This window comes from Streptosporangium sp. NPDC051023, from assembly GCF_040689595.1.
Taxonomy (GTDB): Bacteria; Actinomycetota; Actinomycetes; order Streptosporangiales; family Streptosporangiaceae; genus Streptosporangium.
Genome location: NZ_JBFBCE010000062.1, coordinates 23,728 through 39,851 on the forward strand (window position 1 = coordinate 23,728; position 16,124 = coordinate 39,851).

General features: G+C 69.9%; 12 protein-coding genes. 7 read left to right on the plus strand and 5 right to left on the minus strand.

Features of this window, described 5'->3' with window-relative positions; all coding sequences use genetic code 11:
* Nucleotides 1-79: 79 nt before the first annotated feature.
* Entirely contained in the window at nt 80-1,930 is a 1,851-nt protein-coding gene (locus AB0395_RS32340; RefSeq protein ID WP_366287664.1) for an ABC transporter ATP-binding protein, read from the minus strand.
* A gap of 77 nt (nt 1,931-2,007) precedes the next feature.
* Here AB0395_RS32340 and AB0395_RS32345 point away from each other — a divergent pair, with 77 nt between their 5' ends.
* Nucleotides 2,008-2,427 (plus strand): MarR family transcriptional regulator, encoded by a 420-nt coding sequence (locus AB0395_RS32345; RefSeq protein WP_366287666.1) that lies wholly within the window; start codon nt 2,008-2,010, stop codon nt 2,425-2,427.
* Nucleotides 2,427-2,708 carry a hypothetical protein gene (locus AB0395_RS32350; protein ID WP_366287668.1) on the plus strand — a complete coding sequence of 94 codons (282 nt, stop codon included), beginning with the start codon at nt 2,427-2,429 and terminating at the stop codon, nt 2,706-2,708. Before AB0395_RS32345 ends, AB0395_RS32350 begins: the two co-directional genes overlap by 1 nt.
* Before the next feature lie 198 nt (nt 2,709-2,906).
* On the opposite strand, the gene AB0395_RS32355 is transcribed toward AB0395_RS32350, so the two are convergent.
* Nucleotides 2,907-4,025, minus strand: a complete 1,119-nt coding sequence (locus tag AB0395_RS32355) for a hypothetical protein (RefSeq protein ID WP_366287670.1) — start codon at nt 4,023-4,025, stop codon at nt 2,907-2,909.
* Nucleotides 4,026-4,192: 167 nt separating this feature from the next.
* Here AB0395_RS32355 and AB0395_RS32360 point away from each other — a divergent pair, with 167 nt between their 5' ends.
* From AB0395_RS32360 to AB0395_RS32370, 3 genes are all read left to right on the plus strand, one after another.
* Nucleotides 4,193-6,289 carry a M6 family metalloprotease domain-containing protein gene (locus tag AB0395_RS32360; RefSeq protein ID WP_366287672.1) on the plus strand — a complete coding sequence of 699 codons (2,097 nt, stop codon included), beginning with the start codon at nt 4,193-4,195 and terminating at the stop codon, nt 6,287-6,289.
* Between the two features lie 337 nt (nt 6,290-6,626).
* Nucleotides 6,627-9,158, plus strand: coding sequence for a tetratricopeptide repeat protein (locus tag AB0395_RS32365; protein ID WP_366287674.1), 2,532 nt, complete (start codon nt 6,627-6,629; stop codon nt 9,156-9,158).
* A gap of 335 nt (nt 9,159-9,493) precedes the next feature.
* Nucleotides 9,494-10,291 (plus strand): tyrosine-protein phosphatase, encoded by a 798-nt coding sequence (locus tag AB0395_RS32370; protein WP_366287676.1) that lies wholly within the window; start codon nt 9,494-9,496, stop codon nt 10,289-10,291.
* Between the two features lie 83 nt (nt 10,292-10,374).
* Here the strand turns inward: AB0395_RS32370 and AB0395_RS32375 are convergent, their stop codons facing one another.
* On the minus strand, nt 10,375-11,412 hold the full coding sequence (locus AB0395_RS32375) for a Gfo/Idh/MocA family oxidoreductase (protein WP_366287706.1): 1,038 nt from the start codon (nt 11,410-11,412) through the stop codon (nt 10,375-10,377).
* Between the two features lie 73 nt (nt 11,413-11,485).
* Nucleotides 11,486-12,394, minus strand: coding sequence for a PAC2 family protein (locus AB0395_RS32380; RefSeq protein WP_366287678.1), 909 nt, complete (start codon nt 12,392-12,394; stop codon nt 11,486-11,488).
* A gap of 106 nt (nt 12,395-12,500) precedes the next feature.
* Here AB0395_RS32380 and AB0395_RS32385 point away from each other — a divergent pair, with 106 nt between their 5' ends.
* Complete coding sequence (locus AB0395_RS32385) at nt 12,501-12,893, plus strand: ankyrin repeat domain-containing protein (protein WP_366287680.1); 393 nt, start codon at nt 12,501-12,503, stop codon at nt 12,891-12,893.
* Nucleotides 12,894-13,036: 143 nt separating this feature from the next.
* Nucleotides 13,037-13,957, plus strand: a complete 921-nt coding sequence (locus AB0395_RS32390) for a 4-epi-cubebol synthase (protein WP_366287682.1) — start codon at nt 13,037-13,039, stop codon at nt 13,955-13,957.
* 12 nt (nt 13,958-13,969) lie between these two features.
* Here the strand turns inward: AB0395_RS32390 and AB0395_RS32395 are convergent, their stop codons facing one another.
* On the minus strand, nt 13,970-16,087 hold the full coding sequence (locus AB0395_RS32395) for an AAA family ATPase (RefSeq protein ID WP_366287684.1): 2,118 nt from the start codon (nt 16,085-16,087) through the stop codon (nt 13,970-13,972).
* Nucleotides 16,088-16,124: the final 37 nt, after the last annotated feature.

Consider the following 16,124-nt stretch of genomic DNA (forward strand, 5'->3'; position numbering starts at 1 on the left):
CCCGGCGTCTCGTTCTCTCCCGGCTTCCCGCCCGCCGTACCGGCTCATCGCCGGGGCTCGTGGCCCGGCGCGGGGACGGTCAGGCGGCGGGGACCAGGGGGGCGTCGCGCCGGACGAGGGCGGCGTAGCGGCCGTCGGCGGCCAGCAGTTCGTCGTGGGTGCCGCGCTCGACGACACGTCCGTGGTCGAGGACCGCGATCTGGTCGGCGTCGCGGATCGTGGACAGGCGGTGGGCGATCGTGATGGTGGTACGGCCCCGCGACAGGCCGTCCAGAGCCTCCTGGACCGCGCGTTCGGTCTGGGTGTCCAGGGCGCTGGTCGCCTCGTCGAGGATCAGCACGGGCGGGTTGCGCAGCAGCGTGCGCGCGATGGCCAGGCGCTGCTTCTCGCCCCCGGAGAAGCGGTAGCCGCGCTCGCCGACCATGGTGTCGTAGCCGTCGGGCAGCGACATGATGTGGTCGTGGATCCGGGCCGCGCGCGCGGCCTCGACGAGCTCGGCGTCGGTCGCGGACGGCTTGGCGAAACGGAGGTTGTCGGCGATGGAGGAGTGGAACAGGTAGGTCTCCTGGGAGACCACGCCGACCGTCTCGGCCAGCGTCTCGAAGGTCAGCTCGCGCACGTCCACACCGTCGACGGTGACCCGGCCACCGGTCACGTCGTAGAGACGGGGGAGCAGGTAGCTCAGCGTGGTCTTGCCCGATCCGGTCTCGCCGACCACGGCCAGGGTGGTGCCCGCGGGGACGGTGAGGTCCACGTCGGACAGCGTCAGGGCCTCGCCGTACTCGCCGAGCCCCTCAAGCTCGTCGGCGTCGGTGACATCGGTGACATCGGCGGGCTCGCGGGGGGTGTAGGAGAAGTCCACGTGCTCGAAGCGGATCTCGCCGCGCACGCCGTCCAGCGTCTTGCGCCCCGGGTGGATGTCCACGGGCAGGTCGAGATACTCGAAGATCCGGCCGAACAGCGCCAGGGAGCTCTGCACGTCGACGCCCAGCCGCAGCAGCGAGACGGCGGGCCGGAACAGGCTCATCTGCAGCGTGGTGAAGGCGACGACCGTGCCGATGGAGAGCGCGGAGGTCAGCCCGGTGGCCCAGTAGATCATCGCGGGCATCGCCGCCATGACGATCTGGATGGTCGACTGCCGCCAGCGCCCGGCCATGCTGGAGCGGACCTCCAGGTCGGCCAGCTCGTCCGAGGCGGCGGTGAAACGCCGGGTCAGCTCGGGGGCCTGGCCCATCGTACGGCCCAGCAGGATCCCGCTGATCGACAGTGACTCCTGCACCGTCGAGGAGAGGGCCGCCAGCTTTCGCTGCCGCTCGGAGGTGATCTTCCTGCGCTCACGGCCGACCCTGCGGCTGATCCCCACGAAGACCGGCAGCAGCAGGAGTGAGACGGCGGTCAGCCGCCAGTCGAGCACGACCATCGCGACGATCGTCGCGACCACGGTGGTCAGGTTGGAGACGATCGAGGCGGCGGTCGAGGTGACCACCGACTGCATACCGCCGATGTCGTTGGCGATGCGCGACTGCACCTCGCCGGTGCGGGTCCGGGTGAAGAAGGCCAGTGACATGCGCTGCAGGTGGGCGTAGACGGTGGTGCGCAGGTCGTGCATGACGCGCTGGCCGACGGTGTTCGAGACGAGGGTCTGGACGACGTCGAGGGCGCTGGTGGTGACGGCGACCGCGATCATGCCGAGCGCCAGCAGCGTCAGCAGGCCGGTCCTGCCGTTGGGGATGGCGTCGTCGAGCACCTCGCGCAGCATGAACGGCGAGGCCAGCGAGATGAGTGAGGACAGGGCGATGAGGCCGCCGACCAGGGCCAGGCGGCTCCGGTAGGGGTGGAACAGGACGACGATGCGCCGCAACGGCGCGCGGGGTTCGTCGGTCATATCGGTTGTTTCGGGCGGGATGGTCCTTCTGGTTCGCTCAGTCATGCAACTCCTTTGTGATGTTGACTCAAACAGAGGCTAACTCATATTCATTCCCGTGAACAGTGAGATAAGTTCATGGGGTGGAGACGGAACTGGCTGAGCTGCTGCGCGGCGTCAGTCATCGACTGCGCCGGGGATACGGCGAGCGGTTCGGCCCGCTCGGCCTCACCCCGGGCCAGGTGCGGGCGCTGCGGGTGATCGCCGACGCCGAGCCGCCGCTCAGGATGGTCCAGCTCGCCGAGACGCTCAGGATCGTGCCGCGCTCGGTGACCCCGGTCGTGGACGCCCTCGAGGAGGCCGGTCTGGTGCGCCGCGAGGTCGATCCGGCCAACCGCAGATCCACCCTCCTGGTGCTTACCCCGGAGGGTAGGGAGCGTTACGAACAGGTGCGCGAGGCACGCAGACAGGCGGCCGAGGAACTGTTCTCCGTCCTCACCCCGGACCAGCGGGAACAGCTCAGGGGCCTGCTGAGCCTGGTGGAGGGCCGATCCGCCCAGTAGTGCTCGGATCCTGGCCGGTGGCCGACGAGGACAAGTTCTACGCGTCCGGACAGCGGTGGATCACGTTCGCGACGACGATGAGCCGTAATGCGTCGGCCGCCGACACCTACGTCGCCCAGACCACGTCCCGCAACGACGGCGACGACATCAAGGCGTTCGATCAAGACTGGCAGGACACCTTGAACCGCATGACCCGTGGATTGAGGTTCAGCTCAGCCGGCCGCCCGTCCGGGCCGACCAGGACGCTCACCTGCCCGTCGGCCGCCTGGCCGCTGCCCTGAAGCGTGTCCTGTGCCGAATCCCCCAGGTTCTCCAGCCCGGAGAGGGACCGGATGCTCTCAGTCGGCATGTCGTCGAGGCACTGCGGAATCCCTCGCGCGGAGAACCCCTTCACGGAGAACGGCGAGCGATACGGCCGGGTCCGGGCACGCGTCCTGAATCCGTAGGCGGTGGGAAGCCGGTGGATCACCAGGCCAGGATCAGGCCAGACGTCTTACTTCGCCGTCCCCGCCGTCCCCGGCGTCCCCGGTGTTTCCCGCGGCCCCGCCGTCCGCGGTTTCCGTACCTTCGTCGAGACGCCAGCGGGGACGGCCGCCGGTGAAGGTGGCCACGCATCGGCCGGGGCCCTCGTGGAGCAGAGCGGTGTAAGCGGTCTGCTCGTCGGCCTCGACGGCGAAGACGGCGAAGTCGGCGCGACTGCCCTGGCCGAGGCAGCCGAGGCGGTGCGGGCCCTCGGCCATGCCCAGGGCTCGTGCCCCTCCCGCCGTCACCGCCTCGACCAGGAGCCGGTCGAGGTCGTCGTGCTCACCGGGGGAGCCGTCGCGGACGAGCATGCAGGCGGCCGCCAGTGGGTCGCCGCCCGTCCTGGTGCCGAACGCGACCAGGTCTCCGCCGCCCAGCAGTCCCTCAACGGCGAAGGGGGAGGAGATCGCGACCGCCGTACCCCGGGTGCGCAGGAGCTTGCGGTCGGCCTCGTCGAGCGGTCTTGAGACCGCCACGTGGCATCCGGGGCTGAGGGCTCCGACCTCGTCCAGGAAGGCGACCGGGTGACGGCCGAGCTCGATGTGGAGTCGCAGCCCGAACGTCCGCGACAGGATGGCCAGGTCCTCCATGACCATCGGGTCGGGGGAGTGCGCGGCGATGCCGACGGCCCCGGGATGGTCGACCTCACGGATGGCGGTGATCAGCTGGTCTCGCCCCTCGCGCTCCCAGGTGCCCTCGTCCGCGCACCGCGTCTCCAGGTAGGTGACGCCGCCCATGCCGGTGGCGCCGAACGCCGAGGCGGTGTCCAGGTCGCCCGCGACGCCCGCGACCGCGGTGACGCCATGGGCGAAGGCCGGGGTGAAGGCCCGGTCGAGCCGGAGATGGGCGTCGATCAGCCCTGGGGTGATCATGCCCGGCCAGTGCACGAGGGCGGCGCCGGGGTAGGAGGCCTCGATCTCGTGGCGAGCCCCGACCCGGAGCACGCGATCACCCCTGATCGCGACGGCGCCGTTCTCGACGGGCGGCCCGGAGATCGGCAGGACGAGCGGCGCGCTGTGCACGGTGACCGCTGGGAGCGCACGCGTGCCGACAACGTGGCCCGCGCGCGTGGGCATAGACACTCCTGTCTGTTTGTCCCTTTAGAGAGATTAAGTGTATCGGTCCCGTGATCTCAAATGCCGCGCCGAGGGGATGAAGGTGCATTGCTTTCCTACACCTGACAGATGACCTTCCTACAGAAGACGATTGATCGACGCGAAAGCGATCTATAGCGTCGTTTGTCGTGACTCGTCCCCCCAGGTTACTGAAAGCGTTGATCGCGGCCGTCGTGCTGATCCCGATCGGACTCGCCTCGGCCCCCGCCTCCGCAGACCCGGCTCCCGACCCCGAGCACCCCTGGCGCCTCGACCAGTGGCCCCAGACCCAGCCGTGGCAGCAGGACGAACCCACGGACGCCAGCCTGCGCGGCAGGCCCGGCGGACCGGCCCCCATCGACCCGCAGAACTGGAAGAACCCGGACCACATGACGTGGGCCGACTACAAGAAGCCGCCGGGAACCAACTGGGCCGACCCGGCGGCCAAGGGTTCGAAGCGCACCTTCCGTGGGGCGCTCGTGCTGCTCGACTACCCCAACCAGCCGTTCGCGGTCACCCAGCCCAAAGGGTCGACCGTCTTCAGGAACCCCAGCGCCGAGGCTCACGACATTCCCCGTGACCAGGTGGCGCAGTTCTACAAGAACTTCCTCAACACCCCCAACCAGCTCAACCGTGGACACACCATCCATGAGTACTGGATGGAGGACTCCGGTGGTCGGTACGGCGTCGACCTGACCGCCTTCGGTCCCTACCAGATGCCCGGCAAGGCGCACGAGTACGGCATGGAGTTCCAGGCGGGCACCGGTTGCCCGGCCGGGGACAAGTGCGACAGGAACATCAGGACCGACGGGCGGGCCGCGTGGACCGCGGCCGTCGGCCAGGAAGTCCCCGCGGGATTCGACTTCGTCTTCTACCTGAGCGCCGGTCAGGACGAGTCGGCCACCTGGCAGGAGTTCGGGTCGATCAAGTTCCCGAAGAAGGAGGACGTGACCGACGACTTCGGGCCGCCGGACCCGGCCCTGCCCAACTGGGCCAGGACGCGCTACGTGGAGTGGACCTCCTGGGCGTCGGCCTCCTCCATCTGGCCCAACGCGGGAGGCGGCTCCTCGACCCAGGCGGAGAGCTCGGGACAGGGCGTCTACGCCCACGAGTTCAGCCACATCCTCGGCATCGGCGACAACTACAACAACCCGTTCGGGGTGCCGCCGCGCCGTGATTACACCGGCCCCTGGGAGATGCTCAGCCGGGGCACCTTCAACGGTCCAGGCGGCCCGCACAGCCGCTGGCTGATCCCGCCGACCTCGGGCTCCTCCATGGGCGCCCAGCACATGCTCCGCAACAAGGTCAAGCTCGGGATAGTGGACGAGCAGAATGTGCTGCGCCTGTCCCGCGAGGCGCTGGCCCAGTCCGGTCTCGTCGTGGCGAAGGTGACCGCGCGGGCCGTACAGCCGGGCTCCGACGACCTGTCCGGCGTCAACATCGCCTTCGGCGACGGTGACCGGAGTCCCGCCTGTGACACCGCCAAGGACCCGTTCTGCGATGGCGGCGGCTACAACAACTACACCGTCGAGGTCGTCGACCGGATGGGCGCGGACTCCTTCGCCCCCGACTCGGGTGTGCTGCTGGCCAAGACCAAGAACGTGGACGACGCGCCCTTCGAGTGGGTCGTCGACGCCAACCCGCAGGACATCGGGATGACCGACTACGTCCTGCCGGACGGCACCGCCGTGCCCATCGTGCTCGGCGACTACCGTCAGCTGTCCGACGCGCTGTTCCACGCGGGCACCGACTCGGGCTCCGAGTTCGAGTACGTGGACCAGGCCAACCGGCTCCACTTCTACGTCCTCGACGTACGGCGGGACCGCAAGGGCATCCTGTCCTACACGGTGGCGATCCGCTCCCTGGACGGCGCCGGGCCGCAGAGGCACGGCGTGAGGCTGCTCCCCGCCGCCGGGATCCCGGCGGAGAAGGGACTGTCCACCTGCCGCTTCCCGCTGTTCAACACCGGCAGGACCGCTCCCGCCCAGGGACAGCACCCCGAGGACGTGAGCGCCTACCTCAACGAGGACGTCTACCGTCTGTCGGCGACCGTCGACGGCAAGGGCTGGAGCGCCTCGCTGCCCAACCGGCTCGCGACCGCGGGCTTCGGCAAGCAGACGCTCGTGGCCGTCAACGCGCAGCGGGCCTCGGGGGGCACTCGCCTGGCCAAGGTCACGCTGACCGCGACCTCGGAGAGCGACCCGTCCAGGACCGCGAAGGCGACCTGCCACGTGATCGGCCTGTGAGGACTCCCGCGCGCCGCGCGGGAGGGTGACAGGCAGGACGCGCCGTGGCCTCCCTCCAGAGGACCCCTCTCGGGAGGGAGGCCACCGGTGTGCCCGCCGGGCCGGGGCGCCGGGCGATCGGCTCCGACGCCTGCGCTTCGTGGAGTACCGCTCCACCGACTGATCGGTGGACCGGGAGACGCCGCTGTCCGCCGGGCATCTGCTTGAATCGATGTTGAGACAACACGTCGGCCGGGTCGGGGGACCGCGGACGTGCCGTGGTTCTCTCCGGAGGGTGTGAATGCCCGGGCGGCCGAACGTTCCTGATCGTCGTGATGAGAGATCGTCGAAGTGGCGGATGCGGCTGGCGACTCCGCTCCTGGCGGGGGTCACCGTTCTGGCCACCGTCCTGGCGGCCTCCCCGGACGTGCTGCCCATCCCCGTGTGGGCCAAGGTGGTGATCATCGTCACCGCCGGGCTGCTGGCCGGGGTGGGCATCCTCATGAACAGTGGTTCAAAGCAGGAGGAGACCGTCACGGGTGACGGGGCGTCCTGGCGCCCGCCTGACCAGTGGCCGCCGATCCCGGCGCACTTCACCGGGCGCGTCGAGTCGCTGGCCGAGTTGCGCCAGGTGTTCGCCGACCGTCACCGGGCCCGCTCCCGCCCCGAGCACGCCTCGCCGCTGGTGGTGTCGGTGTACGGCAGGGGCGGGGTCGGCAAGTCCGCGCTCATCGCCAGGTTCGGCCACGAGGTCGCCGACCGCTTCCCCGACGGACGCCTGCACGCGGACCTGCGCGGCACCATCGAGGCGCCGGTCCGTCCCGAGGAGGTGCTGATCGGGTTCCTGAGGGCGCTGGGGGTGCGCCTGACCACCGACCCCGGCGGCCTGACCGAGCTGCGCACGCTCTGGCTGACCTGGACCAAGGGCAAGCGCATCCTGATCGGCCTGGACAACGCCCAGGACGGCGACCAGGTCAAGGACCTGATCCCGGCCGATCCCGGATGCACGGTCATGATCACCTCCCGGCAGCCGCTGTTCCTGCTCAACACCTACGACAAGCAGCTGTCGGTGTTCAGCTCGGCGCAGGGCGTCGAGCTGCTGGCCAGGCTGGCCGGGGGTGAGCGGGTCGCCGCCGACCTGGAGGCGGCCGAGGAGATCGTCCGGATGTGTGACCATCTTCCGCTGGCCATCAGCATCTGCGGCGGGCGCCTGGCCACCCGGGAGAACTGGACGCTGCGCGAGCTGGCCGACCGTCTCAGGGACGAGCGGCGCCGCCTGGACCAGCTCGAACTCGCCCGCCGCCTGGACAAGAGCGTGCGGGCCTCGCTGCAGCTGAGCTACGAGGACTGCACCGGCATCCAGCGTCGCCTGCTGCGTCTGCTCAGCCTGCTCACCGCCCCCGACGTGCCCGGCTGGGTGCCGGGGGAACTGCTGGCCACCTCCGAGCTCGAAGGGGCCGACCAGCTTGAGGCACTGATCGACGCCCAGCTCGCCGACTCCTCCGGCATCGACTTCTCCGGCGCGATGCGTTACCGGCTGCACGACCTGGTCAGGATCTTCGCCCGTGAGGTGACCTTCTCCCGCGACGACGAGGCCCACCGCAGGGCGGCCATCGAACGGGTGCTGTCCGGATACCGCCGCCGTGCCGAGGCCGCCGCGGTGGCCCGATGGCCGCAGGACTGGGGCCGCAGCGGCAGGAGGGCGGACTCCGTCCTGTCGGCCGAGGCGATCCAGGCGTCGGCGGCCGACTGGCTCAACGCCGAGCGCCTCACCCTGGTCGCCATGATCCACCAGGCCAGGAGCATGGAGCTGTGGGAGCTGGCCTGGAGCCTGGGGCGCGCCTTCTGCTCGCTGTGCCACTCGCTGCGGGCCTACTGGTCCGACTGGCGCGCGGTCGCCGAGATCGTGTGCGAGGCCGCGGGTCACCTGGACGACCGGCGGCGGGCCCTGGGCATCGCGCTGCTCGACCGGGCCGCGGTGGCCGGAGGACAGGGCGGTCACGACAGCGCCAGGAAGGACGCCGAGCTGGCGCTGGACATCTTCACGGACCTGGGGGAGTCCTGGTGGGCCGCGCGGGCGATGCGCTCGGTCGGCATGAGCCTGTTCAACGACGGCAACCTCGACCGGGCCCAGGGGTACCTGATCGGGGCGATCACCGCGTTCAAGGCGGAGGACGACCGCTGGTGGGCGGCCAGGAGCCAGCGCAACCTGGCCGAGCTCAGGCTCGCCCAGCGCAGGCCGGAGGAGGCCAGGGAACTGCTCGAGGACGCTCTTGAGATCTTCCAGCACGATCGCAACCGCTACTCGGAGGCACAGACCCTGCGCGCCTACGGCGAGGTGCTCGGCGCGACCGCGCGGGCGCTGGAGACCCAGGGCGAGGCCAAGGCCGCGGACGAGAACTTCACCCGGGCCGGGTTCAGCCTGGATCGGGCCGCGGAGATGTTCCGGCTCAGGGGAGAGCTGTGGGAGGAGGCCAGGTGCCTGCGCGCGGCCGGTGAGGTCGGCAACCCGGCCAACGGGCTGCGCGAGCTGACCTACGTGCGGCGGGCCACCGAGATGCTGGTCGCGCTCGGCGACTCCTGGGGAGTGGCCAGGGCCGAGCTGTCCGCGGGACGCGCCCACGGCAGGCTCGGCCGTACTCAGGAGGCGCAGCAGGCGCTGGGGCGGGCCGTACGAAGCTTCGAGGAGCTGGGCGACCGCTGGTGGATGGCCAGGAGCCTGCGCTATCTCGGCGAGACGCACCTGGAGGCGGGTGACTGCGACAGGGCGCTGACCTCCCTCAGACAGGCCCAGGACATCTACCGCAGCCTCCGCAACCAGTCGGGCATGGGCCGTACGCTCGAACTCCTCCGCAGGGCCGAGGAGTGCTCGGGGAGGACGACGTCCTGAAGACGGTCTCCGGGGGGCGCGCTTCGACGACGGCGGGCCAGATCCCGGAGCGCGCCGCTGTCCCGGAAAGGCCCAGGCCGGGCCTTGGGCGAGGGCGTCAGGAAAGGTGGTGCCGGAAAACGATCACCAAAGGGTGACGTTCAGGAGAACGGTCCCATAAAAGGGGCATTCGGGAAATCGATGATACGGAGGGTCGGAGAGGGGGTGATCGGGAAAACATGGTCGGTGAAACGGCATTCCCAAAAAGGACGCCGTGGAAGAGGTGGCATCATTTGCGGCAACAGGCCCCAAGTGTTCACTGCGCGGCCATACCTCGACGTATAAGCTCGGCAGTGATGAACGATCTGACGCGATGGATTGATCTTGAAGGTGCCGTCAACGTGCGCGACCTTGGCGGGCTCGCGACGACAGACGGCGGAACCACACGCTTCGGCCGGGTTTACCGGTCGGACAACCTGCAGGGGCTGACGGAACGCGACCTCGAGCTGCTCGTCGGAGAGCTCAAGCTCCGCCACGTCGTCGACCTGCGCTCGGAGGCCGAGGTGTCCCTTGAGGGCCCGGGGCCGCTCACCGCCGTTCCCGAGGTGAGCATCCACCACCTCACCCTCTTCGCGGAGGGGGGTACGAACACCGACGTCGACGCCGACACGATCGACGCCGACAAGGTGCTGCCCTGGCAGGAAATAGACGAGGAGACCCTCGCCGAGCTTCGGGTGACCGGCTTCTACTACGGCTACCTGCGCGACCGTCCCGACTCGATCCTGGCCGCGCTGCGGGCCCTGGCCCACGACGACGGCGCCGCCATCGTGCACTGCGCGGCGGGCAAGGACCGCACCGGTGTGGTCAGCGCCCTGGCCCTCGAGGTCGCCGGGGTCACCCGGGAGGCGATCGTCGCCGACTACGTCGCGACCGGCGACCGTCTTGAGGGCATCCTGGCGCGCCTGCGGGCCAGCCTCACCTACCGTGACGACCTCGACTCCCGCCCCGCCGACGACCACAGGCCACGCGCGGAGTACATCGAGCAGTTCCTGGGCATCCTCGACGACCGTTTCGGCGGCCCGCTGTCATGGCTCGCCTCCCAGGGATGGACCGAGGCCGATTCCCTGGCCCTGTGGTCCCGTCTGCGCGACTGACCCTCCGCCCCGCCGTACGGCCCGCTCCTCCGCGTCCTTTCCACGCTTCGTGGCGAGGACGCGGAAGACGGGCCTTTTCGCGTTCAGAGCGTGACGACCCGGCCCTCCTCGGCCGACCGGCGGGCGGCCTCGAGGACGGTGAGGGTCTCGATGGCGTCCTCGGGGTCGACCGGGGGAGGGGTCCCCTCGCGCAGGCTCGCCACGACACCGCGGTAGAAGTCGAGGTAGGCGCCGGGCTCGGTGCGCACGGGGCGGGCGTCCTCGTCGGTGCCCAGCGTGCCCCAGCGCTCCCGCGGCTCGTCACCGAACCCGGGGGAGTCCGCGGCCAGACCGGCGCGCAGGCGCTCCTCCTGGACGTCGAGCCCGTTCTTGAGGTATCCCGCCCGTGAGCCAAGCACCCTGAAACGGGGGCCGAGCCTGGGGGCGACCGCGCTCACCCACAGGTGGGAGCGGGCGTCGTTCGCGTGCGTCAGGGCGATGAAGGTGTCGTCGTCGGAGGCGATCCCGGAACGCCGGACGTCGGACTCGGCGTAGACATGGGTGGCGGGGCCGAGCAGGCGCAGGGCCTGGTCCACCAGGTGGCTGCCGAGATCGTAGAGGAGACCGCCGACCTCCTCGGCGCCGCCCGTCTCCCGCCAGCCGCCCTTCGGGACGGGGCGCCAGCGTTCGAACCGGGACTCGAGGCGGGTCACCGTGCCCAGCTCTCCCGAGGACAGCAGCCGCCGGATCGTGAGGAAGTCGCCGTCCCAGCGCCGGTTCTGGAAAACGGTCAGCATCAGGCCGCGCTCGTGCGCCAGCTTCGTCAGCCCCCGAGCCTGCGCCGCGGTCGCCGCCAGCGGCTTGTCGACCACGACCGGCAGGCCCGCCCGCAGCGCCGCCTCGGCCAGCGGGACGTGGGTGCGGTTGGGGGAGGCGACCACGATCAGGTCGCTGGAGTCCCACAGTTCCTCGGCGTCGCCGACCGCCCGCGCGCCGTACTTGTCCCCGACCTCGGCGGCCCGCTCCGGGGACCGCGTCACCACGGCCGACAGGCGCAGCCCCGGCGTCGCGGCGATCAGCGGGGCGTGGAAGAACGCCCCGGCCACGCCGTACCCGATGAGGCCGACGCGCAGGCCGGGCATCGTCCCCGCGGCCGGTTCGGCCGGTCCGGTCCCCGTCTCGGGCACCGTCTCGGCCGTCGTGTCGGTCACCCGGTCAGTCACCGCGCCGCTCGTCGCGCTCGGCGAGGAACGCCTCGAACTGGGCGGCGAGCTCGTCGCCGGTGGGCATCTCGGAGGGCTCGGCCATCAGGTTCTCGCGCTCCGCGCCCGCGGCGAAGGCGTCGTACTGCTGCTCCAGGCCCGTGATGGCGGTCGACAGCTCCTCGGAGGCCGCGATCTGCTCGGCGATCTCGGTGTCCGTCCTGTCCGCCGCCTCGCGCAGACTCTCCAGCGGGAACACCAGGCCCGTGCCCCTGGTGACCGCCTCGAGCGCCGTCAGAGCCGCGGCGGGGTACTCCGCCTGGGCGAGATAGTGCGGGACGTGCACCGCGTAGCCCAGGGCGTCGTGCCCCTTCTCCCCGAGCCGGAACTCGATCAGCCCGGCCACGCTCCCCGGAACCTGAACCCTGCCGAAGGCGCTGTTCTGGCCGGAGACCAACTCGGGACGGCTGGCGTGGCCGGTGATCCCGAGCGGGCGGGTGTGCGGGACGGCCATCGGGATGCCGTGCACGGTCACCAGCTTGCCGATGCCGAGGCGGGTGACCAGGGACTCGAGGGCGGCGGCGAACAGCTCCCACTCGCGGTCCGGCTCCGGGCCCGTGAGCAGCAGGAACGGTGTTCCCGTCGTGTCGTGGGCCAGATGCACGGCCAGCTCGGGACTCTCCACGCTCACCCAGCGATCGGTGTCGAAGGTCATGATCGGCCGCCGGGACCGATAGTCGAGCAGGCGGTCCACGTCGAACGTCGCCACGACGCTGTGCTCAAGCCCGTCCAGCAGGTGGCCGACGGCGAGCCGTCCCGCGCCGCCCGCGTCCACGAACCCGTCGAAGTGGTAGAGCAGCACCGGATCGGTCAGCTCAGGCACCTCTCCGGTGAGCCGGTAGAGATCCGTCGGGTCGAACACCGTCTCCCAGCCTTTCGTCGGTCGTCTCTCCACAACATGAACCCGCGGGCTGCCCGGTGAATTCCGGCCGCCCCCCGGCGATCACTGCGCACCCTATCGGGGCACAATGAATCCCATGCAGTCCGACCCTGAGCTCGAAGAGTTCGCGACCCGCCTGTTCGACCTGGCCAGGACAGGAGAGACCGAGCGGCTTCGCGCGTATGTCGAGGCCGGGGTTCCGGCCAACCTGAGCAACGACAGGGGCGACACCCTGGTGATGCTCGCCGCCTACCACGGCCACGCCGAGACCGTCAGGGCGCTGACCGCCCTCGGCGCCGACCCGGGCCGGCCCAACGACCGGGGGCAGACCCCGTTGTCGGGCGCCGTCTTCAAGAAGGAACCCGAGGTGATCAGGGCACTCCTGGACGCGGGCGCGGATCCGGACGGCGGAACCCCCTCCGCGAGGGACGCAGCCCGCATGTTCGGTCACGATGAGTATCTGAAGTGGTTTGAACGTTAACCCCAATTCGTGATGTCCCATATTTTGAAACATATTGAAATCATCTGTTGTTCGGCCATTCTTGACAGGTGGGAACTACTACTACGCCCCGGTCCAATCGGTACCTCCGCCTCCCCCCGCTGCCCTGCCCCTTCCCGAGCGAGGTGAGTCCTCATGTTGAGAGGGTCAACCAGGAGAACCTGGAGTGGCTCGTCGGCTCGGGAATGCTGGAGAACGCCGAGACGGTCGAGCGCTACCGGCAGGCGAAGTACGGCTGGCTGAGCGGGCGAACCTACCCGTACGCGGAGCACCACCTGCTCCGCCTGGTGACCGACTGGTGCGTGTGGCTGTTCGCCTTCGACGACGCTTTCTGCGAGTCGGCTCGCGGGGCCGCCGAGATGGCCCGGGCCCTGCCCCAGTTCTACGCCGTCCTTGAGGACCTGGACACCGGAAACCAGGTGGACGACAGGTTCGCCAGGACACTGCTGGAGATCAAGGGCAGGATCGCCGTCTACGCCGACGGCGACCAGCTCGACCGCTGGCGCGCCGTCACGAAGGACTATCTGTTCGCGCAGGTCTGGGAGGCGGCCAACCGCGAGGACGAGGTGATCCCTCCGCTGAAGGACTACATCTTCATGAGGCGCAAGACCGGTGCCATGCTCACCGTCTTCGCCCTGATCGACATCGCCGGTGGTCACCGCCTCACCCCCGACGAATGGCGGCATCCCATCATGCGCGCGATCACCGAGAGCGCGAACGACGTCGTCGTCTGGGACAACGACCTCATCTCGTACGCCAAGGAGAGCGAAAGCGGCAACTCCCGCAACAACCTGGTGAACGTGCTGGCCAGGCACAGAGGTTACTCCAGGCAGGCAGCGATGGAGGTGATCGGCGGGATGCGGAACCGTGCCATCGCCGACATGATCCAACTGCGCTCCGCGCTTGAGGGGTTCGGCTCGGAGGCGGTGCGCGCCTATGTGCGCGGCCTGGAGTTCTGGATCAGCGGAAGCGTGGACTACTCGCTGACCAGCTCCCGCTACATGCACGCCTGGCAGCGGCAGGAGCGGGTGTTCTCCGCCGAGTGACCACCCCCGTGGTCAGAACGAGGGGAGCTGGTCGTCCGCGCTCTGATCTCCGAGCGCGAGCTCGATCAGCTCCTCCAGGTTCAGTTTCTTGCCACTGGAGAAGGCCTCCTCGTGAGCCTTCTCGCCCAGCAGGCGCTTGCACTCCTTGACACACCGGTCGTGCTCGGCGTTGAAGAAGGGCGACCCGAGCTGGGGCATGCCGAAGGTGCGCCAGTTCGCCTGGCCGCCGCCCATCAGCCGTGAGGCGAGCACCGGCTGCCCCTCCTCGAGGGCCTGCCTGGCGACCACCTCGATCGCCAGGCCGATGCCGAGCACATCGTGGAAGTAGCGCTTGAGCCGCAGCGCCTCGCGCGCGTTCGCCATGGCCTCCGAGGTGCGGCCCGTCGCCTGGCAGACGCTCGCCAGGGCGTAGATGGCGTAGGAACGCAGCCACAGCTCGCCGCGCTGGGTGCAGACGGTGATGCAGTCGCGCAGCAGCACCTCGGCCTCGCCGGGGTCGTTCTGCATGAGCAGCACCATCGACAGCTCGACGATCGAGGGGAGCAGCCCCGGGTTGAGCTCCCTGCCGCTCTTGTGGAACTCGATGGCGACGCCGAGCAGCGCGCTGGCCTTGTGCAGGTCGTTCTGGAGGAACGCGGCCGTGCCGAGCATCTTGGTCGCCAGGATGACCGCGCCGGAGTCGCCGACGCGCACCGCGTCCGCGCTGCACCGGTCCGCGGCGTCGACGGCGCCCGCGATGTTGCCCTGGGCGCTGTGGATGTAGGAGAGCACCCACAGCGCCTTGCAGCGCTCCGGACTCGGCTGGCGCGACAGCTCCAGGGTCTTCTCGAGGTAGAGCCTGCCCTCGCGCGCCAGCCCGCAGGCCACCCACATGAACCACAGCGACGACAGGAGCTTCAGGCCGGACAGCACCTCGCCCGGGGTGTTCAGGCAGTAGTCCAGGGCCACCCTGATGTTGTCGTGCTCGTGGCGCATCCGGACGTACCAGTAGACCTGGCGGGCGCCCGACCAGGCGTCCTCGCTTCTCTCCGCCAGTCGCAGGTAGTAGTCGCGGTGCCGTTTCCTGGTGTCCCCCGTCTCGCCCAGCTTCTCCAGCCACTCCTCGCCGTATTGGCGCAGGGTGTCGATCAGCCGGTAGCGGTGCCCCGACGGGGTCCCGTCGCTCAGCAGGATCGACTTCTCGACCAGACTGGCGACGAGGTCCATGATGTCCTCGCCCGGCAGGCCGTCCCCGGCGCACACGTAGCGGGCCGCGTCCAGCTCGAAGTCGCCCGCGAAGACCGACAGGCGGGCCCACAGGAGCCGCTCGGCGGGCTCGCACAGCTCGTGGCTCCATCCGATCGCGGCGCGCAGCGTCTGATGGCGGGGCAGCGCCGTACGGCTGGCGCCCGCGAGCAGACTGAACCGGTCGGCCAGCAGGTCGAGGATCTGCTCGACGGAAAGCGCCCGCATCCGGACCGCGGCCAGCTCGATGGCGAGGGGGATGCCGTCGAGGCGGCGGCACAGCTCGGACACGGGGCCGATGTTGTGCTCGTCGAGCTCGAAGTTGGGCACGACCGCGCTCGCCCGCGCGACGAAGAGCTGCACAGCCTCATTGGTGAAGATGTTCTCGCTGGGGGCGTCGCCGGGGACGGCCAGCGGCGGGATGGTGACCGTGTGCTCGCCCCTGGCGTTCAGCGACTGGCGGCTGGTCGCCAGGATGGTCAGGCCGCTCGCCTTGGTCAGCAGATCCTCGAAGAGCACCGCGCAGTCGTCGACGAGGTGCTCGCAGGTGTCGATGACCAACAGGATCTCGCGGTCGCCCAGCCACTCGGTCAGCGTCTCGTCCGCGGAGCGGGACGACTGGTCGGCGATGCCAAGGGCGGAGGTGATCGTGTGCCGGACCATTCCCGGGTCCTGCAGCCGGGCCAGGTCGACGAACCAGGCACCGTCCCTGAACTGACCGCGCATCAGGTGTGCGATGCGCAGCGCCGTACGGGACTTGCCGACCCCGCCGATGCCGGTCACGGTGACCAGCCGGTGCTCACGAAGCCGCTGCCGGAGAGTGGTCAGGAGCCTTGTACGTCCCACGAAGCTGGTGAGCTCGTTGGGGAGATTGCCGTCTCGCCGCCATCCTGATGGCGTTGCCATGGCCGCCTCACGGGGGTAACTGACACCTGACCATCGC